The 19,102-nt window shown below is 61.9% G+C and carries 13 protein-coding genes; 12 read left to right on the top strand and 1 reads right to left on the bottom strand.

Features of this window, described 5'->3' with window-relative positions:
• Positions 1-34: 34 nt before the first annotated feature.
• Positions 35-1,387 carry a type VI secretion system-associated FHA domain protein TagH gene (gene tagH, locus PSH94_RS25410; RefSeq protein WP_253509798.1) on the bottom strand — a complete coding sequence of 451 codons (1,353 nt, stop codon included), beginning with the start codon at positions 1,385-1,387 and terminating at the stop codon, positions 35-37.
• 394 nt (positions 1,388-1,781) lie between these two features.
• Between tagH and tssA the strand changes: the two genes are divergently transcribed.
• The 12 genes from tssA to comJ all read left to right on the top strand — a co-directional run bounded on the left by tssA (position 1,782) and on the right by comJ (position 19,048).
• A complete protein-coding gene (gene tssA, locus PSH94_RS25415) occupies positions 1,782-2,801 on the top strand; it encodes a type VI secretion system protein TssA (protein WP_181076231.1) in 1,020 nt (339 codons plus the stop codon).
• A gap of 54 nt (positions 2,802-2,855) precedes the next feature.
• Positions 2,856-3,362 carry a type VI secretion system contractile sheath small subunit gene (tssB, locus tag PSH94_RS25420; RefSeq protein ID WP_034101506.1) on the top strand — a complete coding sequence of 169 codons (507 nt, stop codon included), beginning with the start codon at positions 2,856-2,858 and terminating at the stop codon, positions 3,360-3,362.
• 2 nt (positions 3,363-3,364) lie between these two features.
• Complete coding sequence (gene tssC / locus PSH94_RS25425; RefSeq protein WP_181076229.1) at positions 3,365-4,861, top strand: type VI secretion system contractile sheath large subunit; 1,497 nt, start codon at positions 3,365-3,367, stop codon at positions 4,859-4,861.
• A gap of 171 nt (positions 4,862-5,032) precedes the next feature.
• Positions 5,033-5,521: a type VI secretion system tube protein Hcp gene (locus PSH94_RS25430; protein ID WP_017526783.1), complete on the top strand. Its 489-nt coding sequence runs from the start codon at positions 5,033-5,035 to the stop codon at positions 5,519-5,521.
• A 90-nt stretch (positions 5,522-5,611) separates the two neighbouring features.
• Positions 5,612-6,127, top strand: coding sequence for a type VI secretion system baseplate subunit TssE (gene tssE, locus PSH94_RS25435; RefSeq protein WP_042945974.1), 516 nt, complete (start codon positions 5,612-5,614; stop codon positions 6,125-6,127).
• Positions 6,124-7,983, top strand: coding sequence for a type VI secretion system baseplate subunit TssF (gene tssF / locus PSH94_RS25440; protein WP_034101508.1), 1,860 nt, complete (start codon positions 6,124-6,126; stop codon positions 7,981-7,983). The genes tssE and tssF overlap by 4 nt, the downstream gene beginning before the upstream one ends.
• Positions 7,947-8,990: a type VI secretion system baseplate subunit TssG gene (tssG, locus tag PSH94_RS25445; RefSeq protein WP_305436004.1), complete on the top strand. Its 1,044-nt coding sequence runs from the start codon at positions 7,947-7,949 to the stop codon at positions 8,988-8,990. Before tssF ends, tssG begins: the two co-directional genes overlap by 37 nt.
• Positions 8,983-11,646, top strand: coding sequence for a type VI secretion system ATPase TssH (tssH, locus tag PSH94_RS25450; protein WP_305436005.1), 2,664 nt, complete (start codon positions 8,983-8,985; stop codon positions 11,644-11,646). Before tssG ends, tssH begins: the two co-directional genes overlap by 8 nt.
• 149 nt (positions 11,647-11,795) lie before the next feature.
• On the top strand, positions 11,796-13,736 hold the full coding sequence (locus PSH94_RS25455; protein WP_305436006.1) for a type VI secretion system Vgr family protein: 1,941 nt from the start codon (positions 11,796-11,798) through the stop codon (positions 13,734-13,736).
• A 15-nt stretch (positions 13,737-13,751) separates the two neighbouring features.
• Positions 13,752-14,186: a DcrB-related protein gene (locus PSH94_RS25460; RefSeq protein WP_065879244.1), complete on the top strand. Its 435-nt coding sequence runs from the start codon at positions 13,752-13,754 to the stop codon at positions 14,184-14,186.
• Positions 14,187-14,198: 12 nt separating this feature from the next.
• On the top strand, positions 14,199-18,569 hold the full coding sequence (locus tag PSH94_RS25465; RefSeq protein WP_258197630.1) for an RHS repeat-associated core domain-containing protein: 4,371 nt from the start codon (positions 14,199-14,201) through the stop codon (positions 18,567-18,569).
• Positions 18,569-19,048 (top strand): competence protein ComJ, encoded by a 480-nt coding sequence (gene comJ / locus PSH94_RS25470; RefSeq protein WP_181076223.1) that lies wholly within the window; start codon positions 18,569-18,571, stop codon positions 19,046-19,048. The genes PSH94_RS25465 and comJ overlap by 1 nt, the downstream gene beginning before the upstream one ends.
• The last annotated feature ends 54 nt before the right edge of the window (positions 19,049-19,102 follow it).

Below are 19,102 nucleotides of genomic sequence, written 5' to 3' on the forward strand. Positions count from 1 at the left end.
CGTACTTAGCTATCCGTTAATCCGTGTGTGCGGTTCAGCGCCGCTGTCGTGCGCTGTGTTCTTCGTAGGCCCGACTGAACTCGCGGCCGAACAGGTCCTGGAAGTCTTCCTGGGCCTCACGGGAAATATTGCCGTAGAGCTCGGTGAACTGCTGCCAGTACTGGGCCTGGCGTGACCCGTTGAAAATACTCGACAGCCCACCGGGCTTGCCCATGCGTTCTTCCAGTTGCGCCGGTTCGAAGCGCTTGAGCAGGTGCTTGATCGCCGCTTCCACACCGGCCATCACCGCCAGTTGGTGGGCGCGCAGGTCGTCGAAACTTTCCTTTACCGCGACATCGGGCGCCATAAACGCCTGGTTGCCGTGACGCAGCAGCAGCAGTAACGCTTCGTCAGCATTCGGTGCGAACTTCAACGGATTGTTTTCGGCGGGCTGGATCATGGTCTGCTGCATGCGGAACTCGCCTTTGAGGCTGGCCCGGGCGCGCAGGACGTCGATCAAGCCTTCGACCATCAGCCGGTAGCTGCGACCGATGCTTTCCATCTGCGCGCAGGCGTCGGCCTTATCCAGGCGCAATTGGTCGAGGCCGGCACCGCGCAGGAAGGCTTGCAGCAGGTCCGGTTGCCCGGCATTGACCACCGGCGGTGCCACCTCGGGCATGGGCGCGGATGGCGTCACTGGCGGTGGCGGTGGCGGCGATGGAGTCGGTGCCGGCGCGCTGATAATCGGCGGCGGCGCGTCGCTGAGCAGGTCCCAATCTTCGGGGATCACTGAACCGGACGCCACCGGCGCCTCGGGCACCGGCACGCTCACCGGCGTCGGCGGGCGGAAGTCGTGTTGTTCACTGGGCACATGATCGGCCACGGTCGGCGGCGGCACGGCGGTGGGGCTGAGGAAGTCGAACAGGTCCGGCAGGGTGTCCATCGACGACGCACCCTGGAACTGCGGCGCGATCGCTGGCTGCGGCATCGGCGCGGGCGTCACGGGGCCGGCCACGGCGCCCATCAGCGCTTCGAAACTGTTCGGCGACTCACCGGCAAAGGGCTGGCTTTCAACGGCTTGCACGCTGAAATCGATGCGTGCCTGGATTTCGTAATCGCCGATACGGATCAGTTCGCCATCCTGCAGCAGCTCGCTGTTGCCGCGGCGCATGCGGATGCCGGCGTTGACCAACTCCACGCCGTTGGTGCTGTTATCGGTTAAATAATAACGGCCGTCTTTGTATTGAATAACGCAGTGTTGCGAAGACACGAGGCGCTCGGGGTCGGGCAATACCCAGTCATTATCCGAGCTGCGGCCGATCGCCATCGAGCCCTGGTTCATGGACTTTTCGGGGCACTGCCCGGGGGTAATCTTGTGATAACTAGTGATAGTCAAACACAGCGACATCTTGCCTCCTTGCTGATACTTCGCGCGCAGTCGATTCCCGGGCTGAACATTCCCGGGAAATCCCATCGGGCCATGCAATCGACCCTTTACAACCCGCTGTTGTCAGCATGATCGCTGATGTTAACTGGGCCGCATGACAAAAATCCTGCCTCGGTGCGTGCTTCGACCCGTCAGTCGCACAGGTTGTTAAGCACCGCACATCTGTCACAGAGGGCGAATAGCTTACCTTGACAAGGCATAAGTACTACACCAAAAATGCACAACTTCTTGAACACCAATGATGGCACATTAATAGCACTGTGCTTATATGACCAAGAAAACATGCAAAGTTCCTTGCGCAACTAATGCATGAATAGCCCGTCATCTTAACGGGCGGATAGGGAGATCGATTTCAGTGGATGTGCCTTTGCTGCTCGCCGCCGTTTCCGCGAACTCGCCGTGTGGCGAAGACATGGAATATGACGCGGACTTTCTCCAGCTTGAGCGTGACGCCAAGGGGCAACCCGAGCGCAGCATGGGTGATGCCATCCTGCCCGCCGAACCGCCGGAATGGCGCAGCATCCAGCAGCAGAGCCTCGACTTGCTGCAGCGCAGCAAAGACCTGCGCATCACTCACTTTCTGCTGCAAAGTTCCCTGGCCCTGCAAGGCGTGGCCGGGCTGGCCGAAGTCCTCACGCTGATCGACGCGTTGTTGCGCCAATACTGGGCCGACCTGCACCCGCGCCTGGACGCTGACGACGATAATGACCCCACCGTGCGCATCAATGCACTGGCCGGCCTGACCAGCGACGCAACCATCCGCCTGCTGCGCGAAAGCATCCTCACCCGCTCGCGCACGTTCGGCCCGGTGAGCCTGCGCGCGGCGCTCAACGCCAGCGGCCTGATGCACTTCCCGGATGAACAACTGGGCGCCCAGCAACTCAACGCGGCGTTCCTCGACAGCGACCCCGATCACCTGCAAGCCACCCGCGAGGCCTTGAGCGCCGCGCGGGCTGCCTGCGAAGCCATTGAACAACAGGTCAACGAGCAGGTCGGCTCCGCCCAGGGCGTGGACCTCAGCGCGTTGAAGCAGCCGCTCAAGCAAGCGCTGCAAATACTCAATCAAGCGGTGCCGGGCACCGACAGCAGCAGCGAACCCGAGGCCGTCAGTGAAGACAATGCCCCCTCGGCCGACTTCGCCCCTGCCCCAGCGGCGCCACGCCCGGTCGGCGATATCGCCAGCCGCGACGACGTGCTGCGCAGCCTCGACAAGATCCTCGCGTACTACACCCGGCACGAGCCTTCGAGCCCGCTGCCGGTGTTATTGAACCGGGCCAAAAATCTGGTCCATGCCGATTTCGAAGCAATCGTGCGCAACCTGATTCCCGACGGCATGTCCCAATTTGAAAACCTGCGTGGCCCGGACGGCGAATAAACCGCCCGGCTGTGCAGTAACAACACCGTCGCTCAAGCGACCAGGAGCAGCAACGTGGCGAAGCAAAGTTCTCAGAAATTCATCGCGCGCAACCGCGCGCCTCGAGTGCAGATCGAGTACGACGTCGAGCTCTACGGCGCCGAGAAAAAGGTCCAGCTGCCCTTCGTGATGGGCGTGATGGCCGACCTCGCCGGTAAGCCTGCCGAGCCTCTGGCGCCGGTGGCCGACCGCAAATTCCTTGAAGTGGATGTCGACAACTTCGACTCCCGCCTCAAGGCCATGCAGCCGCGCGTGGCATTCCACGTGCCGAACGAACTGACCGGCGAAGGCAACCTGAGCCTGGACATGACCTTCGAAAGCATGGACGACTTCAGCCCGGCCGCCGTGGCCCGCAAGGTCGACGCGCTGAACCAGCTGCTCGAAGCCCGCACTCAGTTGGCCAACCTGCTGACCTACATGGACGGCAAGACCGGCGCTGAAGAAATCATCATGAAGGCAATCAAGGACCCGGCACTGCTTCAGGCACTTGCCAGCGCGCCGAAGCCTGCAGGGGATCAGTAATCATGACCGACAACACCGCACGCGAAGGCGTCCAGAGCCTGGGCGCTACTGAAGAAACCAGCGAGTTCGCATCCCTGCTGATGCAGGAATTCAAACCCAAGACCGAACGTGCCCGCGAAGCCGTGGAAACCGCCGTGCGCACCTTGGCCGAACAAGCCCTGGCGCAGACCGACCTGGTGTCCAACGATGCGATCAAGTCGATCGAATCGATCATCGCCGCGATCGATGCCAAGCTGACCGCCCAGGTCAACCAGATCATCCACCACCCGGACTTCCAGCAGCTGGAAAGCGCCTGGCGCGGCCTGCACTACCTGGTCAACAACACCGAGACCGATGAGCAGCTCAAGATCCGTGTGCTCAACATCTCCAAGCCGGACCTGCACAAGACCCTGAAGAAATTCAAGGGCACTGCGTGGGACCAGAGCCCGATCTTCAAGAAAATGTACGAAGAAGAATACGGCCAGTTCGGCGGCGAGCCATACGGCTGCCTGGTGGGCGACTACTACTTCGACCAGTCGCCACCCGACGTCGAACTGCTCGGCGAGCTGTCGAAAGTCTGCGCGGCCATGCACTCCCCGTTCATCGCCGCGGCGTCGCCGACCGTGATGGGCATGGGCTCGTGGCAGGAACTGTCGAACCCGCGCGACCTGACCAAGATCTTCACCACTCCGGAATACGCCGGCTGGCGTTCGCTGCGCGAATCGGAAGACTCGCGCTACATAGGCCTGACCATGCCGCGCTTCCTGGCGCGCCTGCCGTACGGCGCCAAGACCGACCCGGTGGAAGCCTTCGCGTTCGAAGAAAACACCGACGGCGCCGACAGCTCCAAGTACACCTGGGCCAACGCCGCTTACGCGATGGCGGTGAACATCAACCGTTCGTTCAAACACTACGGCTGGTGCTCGCGCATCCGTGGCATTGAATCTGGCGGTGAAGTGGAAAACCTGCCGGCCCACACGTTCCCGACCGATGACGGCGGCGTGGACATGAAGTGCCCGACCGAGATCGCCATCAGCGACCGCCGTGAAGCGGAACTGGCGAAGAACGGTTTCATGCCGCTGCTTCACAAGAAAAACACCGATTTCGCCGCCTTCATCGGCGCGCAATCGTTGCAGAAACCGGCCGAATACGACGACCCGGACGCCACCGCCAACGCCAACCTGGCCGCGCGCCTGCCGTACCTGTTCGCCACTTGCCGTTTCGCTCATTACTTGAAGTGCATCGTGCGCGACAAGATCGGTTCCTTCAAAGAGAAGGACGAGATGCAGCGCTGGTTGCAGGACTGGATCCTCAACTACGTGGACGGCGATCCGGCGCACTCCACCGAAACCACCAAGGCCCAGCACCCATTGGCAGCCGCCGAAGTGATCGTCGAAGAAGTAGAAGGCAACCCGGGTTACTACAACTCCAAGTTCTATCTACGCCCGCACTACCAGCTCGAAGGGCTGACCGTGTCGTTGCGTCTGGTGTCGAAGCTGCCTTCGGCGAAAAGCGCCTGACCCACGGATGAGCTGGCTCTTCTGTGGGAGGGGGCTTGCCCCTCGATAGCATCACCGGGGTGTGGCTGACACACCGAGGTGCCTGCATCGGGGGCAAGCCCCACCCACACAAAAGCACTGCCCATTTGGAGTCACTCAAATTCAGTGGCAAGAGCCACACAGGGAGAAAACATGGCTGTTGATATTTTCATCAAGATCGGCGACATCAAGGGCGAGTCCATGGACAAGGCCCACAAAGACGAAATCGACGTGCTGAACTGGAGCTGGGGCATGTCCCAGTCCGGCAACATGCACGTTGGCGGTGGCGGCGGCGCGGGCAAGGTGAACATCCAGGACCTGTCGCTGACCAAGTACGTCGACAAGGCGTCGCCAAACCTGATGATGCTGTGCGCCAGCGGCAAGCACATCGACAAGGTCAAGCTGACCGTGCGCAAGGCCGGTGGCGAAAGCCAGGTCGAGTACATGGTGATCAACCTGGAAGAAGTGCTGGTAACGTCGCTGAGCACCGGCGGTTCGGGCACCGATGACCGCCTGACCGAGAACGTCACCCTGAACTTCGCCCAAGTGATGGTGGACTACCAGCCGCAGAAAGCCGACGGCACCAAAGACGGCGGCGCGGTCAAGTTTGGCTGGAACATCCGTTCCAACACCAAGCGCTGATAGCCCTTGTGCCGTGGCCCCGCGCCACGGCACAACAGCCTCACATGCAGCATCTTGTTCCTCTCGCAATCCGTCCGTGGAGCTGCTTTGGTGGTAACTGAAATCGCTTCCCGCGACCGTCTGCAACCGTCCCTGCTGGATCGGCTGACCGACGACGACCCAACCAACCCCAAGGAAAGCGCCGACAAACGCGTGCTGTCCCTGACTCAATTGAAAGCCTCGGTGCTGCGCGACCTGGCGTGGCTGCTCAACACCACGTCGTTGCTCGACGCCGATGCAACGCTGCACACCCCGGCCGGCACCTCCGTGGTCAATTACGGCCTGCCGGCGCTGGCGGGCAACAGCGTGTCCAGCGTGGATATCAAAGCGCTGGAGGCCCTGATTTATCAGGCTATCGCCACATTCGAACCGCGCATTCTGCGCCATACCCTGCGCGTCAAAGCCCGGGTCGGCCAGGGCGAGATGAACCACAACGCCCTGAGTTTCGAAATCGAAGGCGACCTGTGGGCACAACCGGTGCCGTTGCGCCTGCTGCTGCAGACCGACCTGGACCTGGAATCCGGCCATGTACGCGTGGTCAATGCCGACCAGCGGAGGCGCCCATGAACCCGCGCCTGCTGGAGCTGTACAACCAGGAATTGCACCACGTGCGCGAAAGCGCCGCCGAGTTCGCCAAGGAATACCCAAAGATCGCCAGTCGGCTGACCCTGTCCGGTATGGACTGCGCCGACCCGTACGTCGAACGCCTGCTCGAAGGCTTTGCCTACCTCACCGCCCGCGTGCAGCTCAAGCTCGACGCCGAGTACCCGACGTTCACCCACAACCTGCTGGAAATCGCCTACCCGCACTACCTGGCGCCGACGCCGTCGATGACCGTGGTGCAGTTGCAGACCGACCCCGACGAAGGTTCCCTGGTCGGTGGTTTCCCGTTGCCGCGCGACACCGTCCTGCGCGCCGCCCTGGGCCGCGAGACCCAGACCTGCTGCGAGTACCGCACCGCGCACCCGGTAACGCTGTGGCCACTGCAGGTGAGCAACGCCGAGTACTTCGGCAACCCGGCCACCGTGCTCGGGCGCCTGGCCGCCAGCGAGCCGAAGGCCAAGGCCGGTCTGCGCCTGACCTTGCGCACCGGCGCCGAACTGCCGTTCAACAGCCTCGATCTGGACAGCCTGCCGCTGTACCTCAGCGGTGCCGACGAGCAACCGTTCCGCCTTTACGAACAACTGCTGGGCAACGCCTGCGCGGTATTCGCACGCAAGCCCGGTGGCGATTGGGTCGAGCGTCTACCGCAGGACGCACTGCGCTCACGCGGGTTCGACGACGCCGATGCGGCCATGCCGGTAGTGGCGCGAGCGTTCCAGGGTTATCGGTTGTTGCAGGAATACTTCGCCCTGCCCCAGCGGTTCCTGTTCGTGGAATTCGCCGAGCTGAGCCGTGCGGTCAAGCGCTGCGACGGCCAGGAGCTGGAATTGATCGTACTGTTTGACCGTCACGAGCCGAGCCTGGAAGGCAGCGTCGGCGCGGCGCAGTTCCTGCCGTTCTGCACCCCGGCGATCAACCTGTTCCCCAAGCGCCTGGACCGTATTCACTTGTCCGACCGCGTCAACGAACACCACGTGATCGCCGACCGCACCCGGCCGATGGATTTCGAGGTGCATTCCCTCACCGGCCTGACCGGCCATGGCACCGGGCCGGAGCAGCCGTTCCTGCCGTTTTATGCGGTGCGCGACCCATCGCGCTATGGCCGTGACAAGGCTTACTACACGGTGCGGCGCGAGCCCCGCGTGCTCTCCAGCGACCAGCGCCGCAATGGCCCGCGCTCCACGTATGTGGGCAGCGAGACCTTCGTCAGCCTGGTGGACAGCCAACAAGCGCCGTATCGCCACGACCTGCGCCAACTCGGCGTGACCGCGCTGTGCACCAACCGCGACCTGCCGCTGTTCATGAGCGTGGGCAACGGCAAGACCGACTTCACCCTGGCCGACAGCGCGCCGGTACTGGCCGTGCGCTGCGTTGCCGGCCCGAGCCGCCCGCGTGCCAGCCATGCCCATGACGCCAAGGCGTGGCGCCTGATCAGCCAGCTGTCGCTCAATTACCTGTCCCTGAGCGAACAGGGCCAGGGCGCCGGCGCCTTACGCGAACTGTTGCGCCTGTATGGCGACAGCAACGACGCCGCCCTGCAGTTGCAGATCGAAGGCCTGCGCGAAGTCAGCAGCAAAGCGGTGACCCGGCGCCTGCCGATGCCCGGCCCGATCGTGTTTGGCCGAGGCTTGGAAATTACACTGGAATTCGATGAAAACGCGTTTCGTGGCACCGGCGTATTCCTGCTCGGTGCGGTACTGGAGCGCTTCCTGGCACGCTACGTGTCGATCAACAGCTTTACCGAGACGGTGATCCGTACCACCGAACGCGGCGAGATCATGCGATGGAAAGCCAAGCCCGGACGTCGTCCGACCCTGTGAGTACCCTGGAAGCGATGCACCAGGAGCCCTGGGAATACGATTTCTTCCAGGCCCTGCGGCGCATCGAATGCGAGTCACCGCACCTGCCGCGCCTGGGCCATTCCCTGCGTCTGGCGGACGACCCGTTGCGCCTTGGGCAACAGGCCGACTGCACCTTCGCCCCGGCCACCCTGGCCTCGGTGGCGCCGGGCGGCGATGGCCAGCCGGCGCGGCTGGAGCAGTTCTTTTTCGGCCTCGGCGGCCCCAACGGCCCGCTGCCGCTGCACATCACCGAATACGTGCGCGAGCGTCAGCGCAACAACGCCGACAGCACCAGCAAAGCGTTCCTGGACGTGTTCCACCATCGCCTGCTCAGCCTGTTTTACCGGGCCTGGGCCGAGGCGCGGCCGACGGTCAGCCACGACCGCCCGGACGATGACTACTGGTCCGCGCGCCTCGCCGCCTTGAGCGGTCGCGGCATGCCGAGCCTGCTCAACCAGGGGCTGATTCCCGACACGGCCAAGCTGCATTACAGCGGCCACCTGTCGGCACAGACCCGCTATCCGGACGGGCTGAAAGCCATCCTCAGCGAGTACTTCGGCCTGCCGGTAGAGATCGAGGAATACGTCGGCCAATGGCTCGAACTGCCCGAACGCAGCCGTGTGGGCGTCAACGCCACCCGGCTGGGCGTGGACCTGTGCCTGGGCAGCCATGTATGGGACCGCCAGCATAAATTCCGTATCCGCCTGGGCCCGCTCACGCTCGATGACTACATGGGCATGCTGCCCGGCCACCAGCCGTTCAACGAACTGGTGGCATGGGTGGCCGAGTACCTGGGCCACGAATTGGACTGGGACCTGAACCTGGTCCTGCAACAACCCGAAGTCCCGGCGCTGCGGCTTAACGGCCAGTTCCGCCTGGGCTTCAACACGTGGCTCGGCCAACCTGCGGTTGACGCCAACGACCTAATCCTGGCCCGGCATTACGCCGATCAAGCCACCACCTCAAGGAATCCAGAGCATGGGTGAAATCAGTCGCGCCGCACTGTTCGGCAAACTCAACAGCGTGGCCTACAAAGCCATCGAAGCCGCCACCGTGTTCTGCAAGTTGCGGGGCAATCCTTACGTGGAACTGGCCCACTGGTTCCACCAGTTGCTGCAACTGCAGGACTCGGACCTGCACCGCATCATCCGCCAGTTCAACGTCGAACCGGCGCGCCTGGCCCGCGACCTGACCGAAGCCCTGGACCGCCTGCCGCGCGGCTCGACCTCGATCACCGACCTGTCGTCCCACGTGGAAGAAGCCGTGGAACGCGGCTGGGTGTACGGCAGCCTGATGTTCGGCGAAAGCCAGGTGCGCACCGGTTACCTGGTGCTGGGCATTCTCAAGACGCCGAGCCTGCGCCATGCGTTGCTGGGCCTGTCCGGCGAGTTCGACAAAATCAAGGCCGAGGCCCTGAGCGAGCGCTTTGACGAATACGTCGGCGACTCGCCGGAAAACGCCCTGACCGCCAGCGACGGTTTCAACGCCGGAGCCGTCCCAGGCGAAGCCAGCGGCGCCATGGCACCCAGCGCAATGGGCAAGCAGGAAGCGCTCAAGCGTTTTACCGTGGACCTGACCGAGCAGGCGCGCAGCGGCAAGCTCGACCCGATCGTGGGGCGTGACGAAGAGATTCGCCAGTTGGTCGACATCCTCATGCGTCGCCGCCAGAACAACCCGATCCTCACCGGTGAAGCCGGCGTCGGCAAGACCGCCGTAGTCGAAGGGTTCGCCCTGCGCATTGTCGCCGGTGACGTGCCGCCCGCGCTCAAGGACGTGGAACTACGCAGCCTGGATGTGGGCCTGCTGCAAGCCGGCGCCAGCATGAAAGGCGAGTTCGAACAGCGCCTGCGCCAGGTGATTGAAGACGTGCAGGCCTCGCCCAAGCCGATCATCCTGTTCATCGACGAAGCCCACACCCTGGTGGGTGCCGGTGGCGCCGCCGGGACGGGCGACGCGGCCAACCTGCTCAAACCCGCATTGGCGCGCGGCACCCTGCGCACCGTGGCCGCCACCACCTGGGCCGAGTACAAGAAGCACATCGAGAAAGACCCGGCCCTGACCCGCCGCTTCCAGGTGGTGCAGGTGGCCGAGCCGTCGGAAGACAAGGCGCTGCTGATGATGCGCGGCGTGGCCTCGACCATGGAGAAGCACCACCAGGTGCAGATCCTCGACGAAGCCCTGGAAGCCTCGGTGAAGTTGTCCCACCGCTACATTCCGGCGCGCCAGTTGCCGGACAAATCCGTAAGCCTGCTGGACACCGCCTGCGCCCGCGTCGCCATCAGCCTGCACGCGGTACCGGCGGAAGTGGACGACAGTCGTCGTCGCATCGAAGCCCTGGAAACCGAGCTGCAGATCATCGCCCGCGAGCACGCCATCGGCATCGACACCGGCGCGCGCCAGAGCAACAGCGAAGCCTTGCTGAGCGCCGAACGTGAGCGTCTGGCCACTCTCGAAAGCCGTTGGGCCGAAGAAAAAACCCTGGTGGATGAGTTGCTCGCGACCCGAGCAACGCTGCGTGAAAAGGTCGGGGTGGTGGACAGTGGCAACGACGAATTGCGCGCTCAATTGGTCGACTTGCAACAACGCCTCACTGCGCTGCAAGGCGAAACTCCGTTGATCCTGCCGACCGTGGATTACCAGGCCGTAGCCTCGGTGGTCGCCGACTGGACGGGCATTCCGGTGGGCCGCATGGCACGCAACGAATTGGAAACCGTGCTGAACCTGGATCAGCACCTGAAAAAACGCATCATCGGCCAGGACCATGCCTTGCAGATGATCGCCAAGCGCATCCAGACCTCCCGCGCCGGCCTCGACAACCCGAGCAAGCCGATCGGTGTGTTCATGCTGGCCGGCACCTCCGGCGTGGGCAAGACCGAAACCGCCCTGGCCCTGGCCGAAGCCATGTATGGCGGCGAGCAGAATGTGATCACCATCAACATGAGCGAGTTCCAGGAAGCCCACACCGTGTCGACCCTCAAGGGCGCGCCACCGGGCTACATCGGCTACGGCGAAGGCGGCGTGCTGACCGAAGCGGTACGGCGCAAGCCCTACAGCGTAGTGCTGCTGGACGAGGTGGAAAAAGCCCACCCGGACGTGCATGAGATCTTCTTCCAGGTGTTCGACAAGGGCGTGATGGAAGACGGCGAAGGCCGCGTGATCGACTTTAAGAACACCTTGATCCTGCTGACCACCAACGCCGGTACCGAGTTGATTTCCCAGGTCTGCAAAGACCCGGCGAACATCCCCGAGCCGGAAGAAATCGCCAAGGCCCTGCGCCAGCCGCTGCTGGAGATCTTCCCGCCTGCCTTGCTCGGCCGTCTGGTAACCATTCCGTATTACCCGCTGAGCGATGAAATGCTCAAGGCGATCACCCGCCTGCAACTGAACCGCATCAAAAAGCGCGTGGAGAATACCCACAAGGTTGCCTTCGACTACGACGACGCGGTGGTCGACCTGATCGTCTCGCGCTGCACCGAGACCGAAAGCGGCGGACGCATGATCGACACCATCCTCACCAACAGCCTGCTGCCGGACATGAGCCGTGAGTTCCTCACGCGCATGCTTGAGGGCAAGGCGCTGGCGGGGGTGCGGATCAGCAGTCGGGATAATGAGCTGCACTACGACTTCAACGACGCCGAATAACGACTGTTGAAATAAGGTTTAAATGTGGGAGGGGGCTTGCCCCCGATAGCGGTGAATCAGTCACTGCATGCATCAACTGACACACTGCTATCGGGGGCAAGCCCCCTCCCACATTTGGACTGGGTTCCTTCAGTTATTAGGGTACTTCGATGCTATTCAACCAAGCCTCACGCCTGGCCAAGATCACCAGCCCTCTCGGGCCGGATGTGCTGCTGCTCAATGAAATGGGCGGCGGTGAAGAGCTTGGCCGCCTGTTCAATTACGAGCTGCAGCTGACGTCCCTGGACGCCAACATCGACCTCAACCAGTTGCTCGGCAAACCCATGAGCGTCGGCCTGCAATTGGCGGACGGCGGCGAGCGGCACTTCCACGGTATCGTCGCGCGCTGCAGCCAGAACATCGACCAAGGCCAGTTCGCCAGTTACCAGGTGACGCTGCGCCCGTGGCTGTGGCTGCTGACCCGCACCTCGGATTGCCGGATTTTCCAGAACCTGAGCATCCCGCAGATCATCAAGCAGGTGTTCCGCGACCTGGGCTTTTCCGACTTCGAAGACGCCCTGAGCCGGCCGTACCGCGAGTGGGAATACTGCGTGCAGTACCGCGAGACCAGCTTCGATTTCGTCAGCCGCCTGATGGAACAGGAAGGCATCTACTACTTCTTCCGCCATGAACAGGACCGCCATGTGCTGGTGCTGGCCGACGCCTACGGCGCCCACACCACGGTGCCGGGCTACGCGTCGGTGCCGTATTACCCCAAGGACGAGCAACAGCGCGAACGCGACCACATGCATAACTGGCACCTGGCGCAGGAGGTGCAGCCGGGCTCGCTGGAGCTCAACGACTATGACTTCCAGCGCCCCAGCGCCAGCATCGACGTGCGCTCGGCCATGCCGCGCCCGCACACTGCCGGCGACTATCCGCTGTACGACTACCCCGGCACCTACGTGCAAAGCGAAGACGGCGAACACTACGCGCGCACCCGCATCGAGGCCCTGCAAACCCTGCACGAACAAATCGAGTTTGCCGGCAATGCACGCGGCCTGGGTTCGGGCCACCTGTTCAGCCTCACCGGCTTCAGCCGCCAGGACCAGAATCGCGAATACCTGATCGTTGGCATCCGCTACTACATCGCCCAGGAAAACCTCGAAAGCGGCGGCGGCTCGGCCTCGGCGCAGTTCGAAAGCAGCCTGACCTGCATCGACGCCCAGCAAAGCTTCCGCCCGTTGGCCACCACTCACCGGCCCATCGTCAAAGGCCCGCAGACCGCGCTGGTGGTCGGCCCCAAAGGCGAGGAGATCTGGACCGACCAGTACGGCCGCGTGAAAGTGCATTTCTATTGGGACCGTCACGACCAATCCAACGAAAACAGCTCGTGCTGGATTCGTGTGTCGCAATCCTGGGCCGGCAAGAACTGGGGCTCCATGCAGATTCCACGGATTGGCCAGGAAGTGATTGTGAGCTTTCTGGAAGGCGACCCGGACCGGCCGATCATCACCGGCCGCGTGTACAACGCCGAGCAGACCGTGCCCTATGACTTGCCCGAGAACGCGACCCAGAGCGGCATGAAAAGTCGTTCGAGCAAGGGCGGCACGCCAGCCAACTTCAATGAAATCCGTATGGAGGACAAGAAGGGGTTGGAGCAGTTGTATATCCATGCCGAGCGTAACCAGGACATTGTGGTGGAGGTGGATGAGAGCCACTCCGTCGGGCATGACCGCAACAAAAGCATCGGCCATAACGAGACGGTGACCATCGGCAACAACCGCCTGCGCATCGTCAAGCAGGAAGACATCCTCTCGGTGGGCCAGCGCAAGACCGACAGCATCAGCCAGAGCTATGTGATCGAGGTGGGCGAAAACCTGCGCCTGGTCTGCGGCGAAAGCATCCTGGAGTTGAATGCCAGCGGGCAGATCAACCTCACCGGCGTGAACATCAGCTTCTATGCCAGCGGCGACGCCGAGTTCAATACCAAGGGCGTGCTGCACCTCAATAACGGCGGCGGCCCTGGCGCCACGCCCGATGGACAGGGCCAGAAAGCCAGCATCGACGCCAATATCAAAGCCGCGTTCCCCGCGCCGAAAAGCTCCTGACGAGACCCGTTTGCCATGACGTACCGAATCAACGAATTCCAGTTCCAACTGCCGGCGAGCGAGCTGCAGGACGCGACGATCAATATCCTCAAATTCCCTGAGCTGGGCACATCCCTGATCGTCAGCCGCAGCCTGCTGGCCGACGGCGAAACCCTGCACAGCAACTTCAACGACCAACTCCAGCGCCTGGAAAAACAAGTGCAGGAGCTGCGCTATCAACCGGGCGTGGACGTGCGCTTGGGCGCCGCGCAGGAAGTGGAAGGCATCGAGCTGCGCAGCCAGTTCAACAAGGGCAACGACAAGGTGTTCCAGTATCAGCTGGCGCTGGTGATACCGGGCACGCGCAAGATGCTCGCCTTGAGTTATGTGAAGGCGGACAAGCTTGGGGATGCCGAGGCGGCGCATTGGGCGCTGATTAAAAATTCGCTGTCGTTCGACGCTATTTCCTGATGAGTTGCCTGCATGTCTGACGCACTCTGGGCCGCCCGCATGGGCGATGCGCTCTCCCACACCTCGATGATGGCCGACATCCTCGGCGGTGTGCTGGAAGTGGCGGCTAACATCGCGATCACGGCGGTGGCGACTGCGGCGGTGGTTGCCGCCACCGGGATTACCGTGGCCACCGGCGGGCTCGGTTGTTTCCTGCTGGGCGCCGTGGTGGGCACGGTTGTCGGCCTGGCCATGAGCAAGACCGGCGCGGACAAAGGCTTATCGAATTTATGCGAGAGCTTCAGCAACGCCCTGTTTCCGCCCACGGTGCAGGCGAACATCCTCACTGGCTCCACCAACACCCTGACCAATAATATTCCGGCCGCGCGCGCCGCCGGGGCGATCACCTCTCACGTCGCACCCGCCGGCACTGAGCTGGAAGAGCCCGCGCCCGAGCCGGAAGCCAGCTTCCTGGACATGGCCGAGAGTTTCTTCTCGCAGATGTGGCGCCCCACGGTGGCCACGCCCGCTCCCGGCGCCGAACCCAAGCCGCTGGATCAGGTGACGTGCACAAAGCATCCGCCGATGCCGCCGCAGTTTCTGGCCGAGGGTTCGGAAAAAGTCACCATCAATGGCCAGCCGGCGGTGCGCAGCGGTGACCGCAGCACCTGCGATGCAACGGTGGTCTCGTCGGGGCTGATCTCCTCCAACGTGACCATTGGCGGCGGCTCGGTGGTGGTGCGTGAGATTCGCAGCGGCAAGACACCGGGCGTCGGGCTGGCGGTGACGGCGTTGCTGATGCTCAAGGGCGGCAAGGGCAAGTTCTTCAGCAAGTTGCCCTGTATGTTGATCAGCAGTGCGAGCTCGATGGCTGTCAGCAGCGCGATGGGAGCGATGGCCAATGCAGCCATGGGCTCGTCGAACCCGGTGCATGCAGCGACGGGTGCGAAAGTATTGGGAGATGTCGAAGATCGGGATTTTGTGCTGCCGGGCATCTTGCCGATTGAGTGGCAACGCGTCTACAACAGCCGCGACGAACGCCAAGGTAGCCTGTTCGGCCCAGGCTGGAGCGTGACCTACGAAATGTGTGTAGAGCTTCGGCATTATCCCGAAGGCGGCAATACGCTGGTCTACACCGACGAACAGGGGCGGCCTATTGATATGGGCACCATTCCCCTGGGCGGCGCAGTGTTCAGCTCCGGTGAAGGGCTCGCCGTAAGGCGGCACCTCAACGGGCAATTGTTGATTGAAAGCGACGACGGTCTGTACCGCCTGTTCGAGCCCTCGCCGGCCAATACCTCCCTGCTACGCCTGATTCAGCTCGGTGACCGCAACAATAACCGCATTTATATGGACTATGACGAAGCCGGGCGTCTGGTACGGCTGCGCGATACCTTCGATCAGGTACAGATCGAGCTGGCCCGCGACGGCAGCCGCCTGACCCAAATCGAACGCCTGTACCCCGATCAAAGTCGCGAAGTGCTCGTGCGCTATGGCTATGACACCATTGGCAACCTGGTTGAGGTACGCGATGCCACTGAACAGGTGCAGCGTCGCTTCAGCTACGACGGTGGCCGGCGCATGGTGGAGCATCAGTTGCCTACTGGTTTGCGCTGCTTCTACGAGTGGGCCTTGATTGAAAATCAAGAATGGCGGGTTGTTCGGCACTGGACCGACGAAGGCGATGCGTACCAGTTCGACTATGACTTGAACGCCGGTCTTACTCGCGTCACCGACGGCTTGCAGCGCGTCAGCACGCGGCATTGGAACACGCAACACCAGATCATTCGATACAGCGACAACCTCGGGCAAACCTGGCTATTCGAGTGGAATGACGAGCGCCAGTTGCTCAGCGCCACCGACCCCCAGGGCGGTCGCTTTGAATACAGCTACGATGAGGCCGGCAACCTGATCGGCGAGACCGACCCTCTGGGCCGCAGCGACTCCACCCTATGGCTGGAGCACTGGGCATTGCCACTGGTGGAAACCGACGCCGCCGGTAATAGCTGGCAGTATCGCTACGATCCGCGTGGCAACTGCATCGCCGCGATCGATCCGCTGGGCTACGTCACCCAGTATCGCTATGACGCCCATGGCCAGCCAGTAGAGATCATCGACGCTACCGGCAAAAGCAAAAAACTGCGCTGGAATTCGTTCGGACAGTTGATCGAGCACATCGATTGCTCGGGTTACGCGACACGCTTCAACTATGACGAGCGCGGCTATTTGCAGGTGATTACCAACGCCCTCGGTGAGCGTACGCAGTTCAGCTACGACGCCCAAGGGCGTTTACTCGGCAGCTTACTACCGGACGGTCGTACGGAGCAGTACCAGCGAAATATCCGCGGTCAATTGGTCGGTTACACCGACCCGGCCGGACACACCACGCTTTACCAGCACAATCGTCGCGGCCAGGTCAGCCAGCGCACTGACGCCCATGGTCGGCAAGTTCAATTCGGCTATGACAGCTATGGACGCCTGCAGACACTGACCAACGAGAACGGCGAACGTTATCGGTTTGCATGGGATGCCGGGAATCGGATGACGGAACAACAAGATCTCGACGGCAGCGCCAAGCATTACAACTACGACCAGCTGGACAACATCACAACAGTAACTGCCGTTCCCGCGCCTTACGGCAACGGCTTGGCGGTAGTGCCCGAAACACCACCGGCCCCCATCGTTCATCGGCTGGAGCGCGACGCGGTTGGTCGACTGGTTGCAAAAACCACCGACGATGGTCGAACCGACTACTGCTACGACGCAGTGAACCAACTCACAGCGGTAACTTTCACCGACCTACAAGGCAATGCACAAGCCTTGGGCTTCGCTTACGACGCCCTCGGCCAGCTAGTTGCCGAACAGAGCTCAGCAGGTAACCTGAAACACCACTACGACGAACTCGGCAACCTGATCCAGACCCAACTGCCCGACGGCCGCTGGCTCAACCGCCTGTACTACGGCAGCGGCCACCTGCATCAGATCAACCTCGACGGTCAGGTGATCAGCGACTTCGAACGCGACCGCCTGCACCGCGAAGTGCTGCGCACCCAAGGCCAGCTCAGCACCCGCAGCGAATACGACCGCAGCGGCCGTCTGCGCGCACGTCAACGTCGTCTGGCGGGCCAACCGTCGCTGCTACCGGCAGCCGCACAGAAACAATTCGAATACGACCCCGCCGACAACCTGATCGGCAAACTCGACCAGCAACCCGCCACGCAACACCGTCAGTTGCTGCACTACGACGCCACCGGCCGCATCATCGCCAGCCAGGACAACCTGCACGGCCAACGCGAAACCTTCGCTTACGACGCCGCCGCCAACCTGCTCGACGGCCCGCAGGCCGGTGCAGGGTTGGTGGTACATAACAAGTTGCTGACGTATCAGGACAAGCGTTATCGCTATGACGCGTTCGGTCGGACTATCGAAAAACGCAGCGCCGCGAGGGGTTTGCAGCGTTTTGCCTACGACGCCGAAAGTCGGTTGATTGAAGTACGTAATGAAAATGGCAGCGTGGTCAGGATGACCTACGATCCGCTGGGCCGACGCATTGAGAAAACTGAGCATGGCAGTAACGACTATCCACTAGGGGCAACCCGGTTCACGTGGAGCGGCCTGCGCCTGTTACAGGAGTACAAACACAGCCAAACCAGCCTTTACATCTACGAAGACGAAGGCTATCAGCCCATGGCCCGTGTAGACGGTACCGGGCCGCTGCAAAAAATTCGCTACTACCACAACGACCTGAACGGCCTTCCGGAACAGCTGACTGAGGCTGACGGTCACCTTATCTGGCGAGCGACTTATCGTGTGTGGGGCAACACCTTGGAGGAGACGCGCGAGCCGTACTACATCGAAGAGCAGAATCTAAGGTTCCAAGGGCAGTATCTGGATCGGGAAACAGGTTTACATTACAACCTGTTCCGCCATTACGACCCTGACATTGGACGATTCTCAACCCCGGACCCAATCGGTCTGGAGGGTGGGTTCAACCTGTACGCATTCGTTCTAAATCCGTTCACTTGGACGGACCCGCTAGGCCTTGCCGGGTGTACCGTGAGCAAGGCGCGTTCGAAGCAGTACGACTACAAGTTACGCTTAAAACGCTCGGAATATCCGGAAACATTCGGCCATATCGAAGGCGCCATCAAGAAAGGCCACCCTTACATTGTGACCATTCAGCGTGATACCGCTAAGCTCAATCGCAAACTCAGTCTGAAAGACATCAAAACCAAAACAGGCAAGGATCGGGACGAATGGCCGATGGCGATGTTCAAGGAAGGTGGTAGCGGCGCAAGCGTTAAGTACATCGACCCTAGTGATAATCGGGGGGCTGGCTCGAGCATTGGCAACGCTCTGTCCGACCTCCCCAACGGAACCAGAATCAAGATCGAGGTTTATTGATGAAAAATACCACCCAATCCGTGGATCTACTGATCTCCCACAGCCAAATCCAGTTTCGTTCGCGCCCCTTCGACGAGGCGTCAAGTCAATGGGGCAAGGTCAACCTGGCGCAGGGTGCGGTCCTGCATAGCGACTACGTTGTCTTTGACCCTCTGCCCGAAGACGCTTTCGGCGCGAATGTGAACCTGAATCTCACAAACCATTTCACCCCTGATGAAACCGCCCAGCGCTGCATCGTCGTGCCATTTCATGTCACAGACCCCAATCAGGTGGAAGTAGCCTCGGCGTCTGAAAAATTCAACGTTACGCTGGATCTGGAGAAGCGCGACTATGCGTTGTACTTCGAGGTCTGCGAAGGCGACGAGATTTTCTACAAGATCACCTTGGTCCCAACTGACACCGAAGTCGCTGCCAAGTATCTGCTGGACGATCCGTGGGGTGGCGAGAAAGACCAGGAACTCGTCGAAGGCATTCGTTAAAGCACTTAGTAAGCGTCCATAAAAAAGGGCACCCGACCCAGTCGGCGTGCCCAT

It is taken from the genome of Pseudomonas sp. FP2254 (assembly GCF_030687695.1).
GTDB classification, from domain to species: Bacteria; Pseudomonadota; Gammaproteobacteria; order Pseudomonadales; family Pseudomonadaceae; genus Aquipseudomonas; species Aquipseudomonas quebecensis.

Bases quoted from the DNA above. Each gene is read 5' to 3' on its own strand.
- tagH (WP_253509798.1), bottom strand. From the start codon at position 1,387: ATGTCGCTGTGTTTGACTATCACTAGTTATCACAAGATTACCCCCGGG.
- tssC (WP_181076229.1), top strand. From the start codon at position 3,365: ATGACCGACAACACCGCACGCGAAGGCGTCCAGAGCCTGGGCGCTACT.
- PSH94_RS25430 (WP_017526783.1), top strand. From the start codon at position 5,033: ATGGCTGTTGATATTTTCATCAAGATCGGCGACATCAAGGGCGAGTCC.
- tssF (WP_034101508.1), top strand. From the start codon at position 6,124: ATGAACCCGCGCCTGCTGGAGCTGTACAACCAGGAATTGCACCACGTG.
- tssG (WP_305436004.1), top strand. From the start codon at position 7,947: ATGGAAAGCCAAGCCCGGACGTCGTCCGACCCTGTGAGTACCCTGGAA.
- tssH (WP_305436005.1), top strand. From the start codon at position 8,983: ATGGGTGAAATCAGTCGCGCCGCACTGTTCGGCAAACTCAACAGCGTG.
- PSH94_RS25455 (WP_305436006.1), top strand. From the start codon at position 11,796: ATGCTATTCAACCAAGCCTCACGCCTGGCCAAGATCACCAGCCCTCTC.
- PSH94_RS25460 (WP_065879244.1), top strand. From the start codon at position 13,752: ATGACGTACCGAATCAACGAATTCCAGTTCCAACTGCCGGCGAGCGAG.
- PSH94_RS25465 (WP_258197630.1), top strand. From the start codon at position 14,199: ATGTCTGACGCACTCTGGGCCGCCCGCATGGGCGATGCGCTCTCCCAC.
- comJ (WP_181076223.1), top strand. From the start codon at position 18,569: ATGAAAAATACCACCCAATCCGTGGATCTACTGATCTCCCACAGCCAA.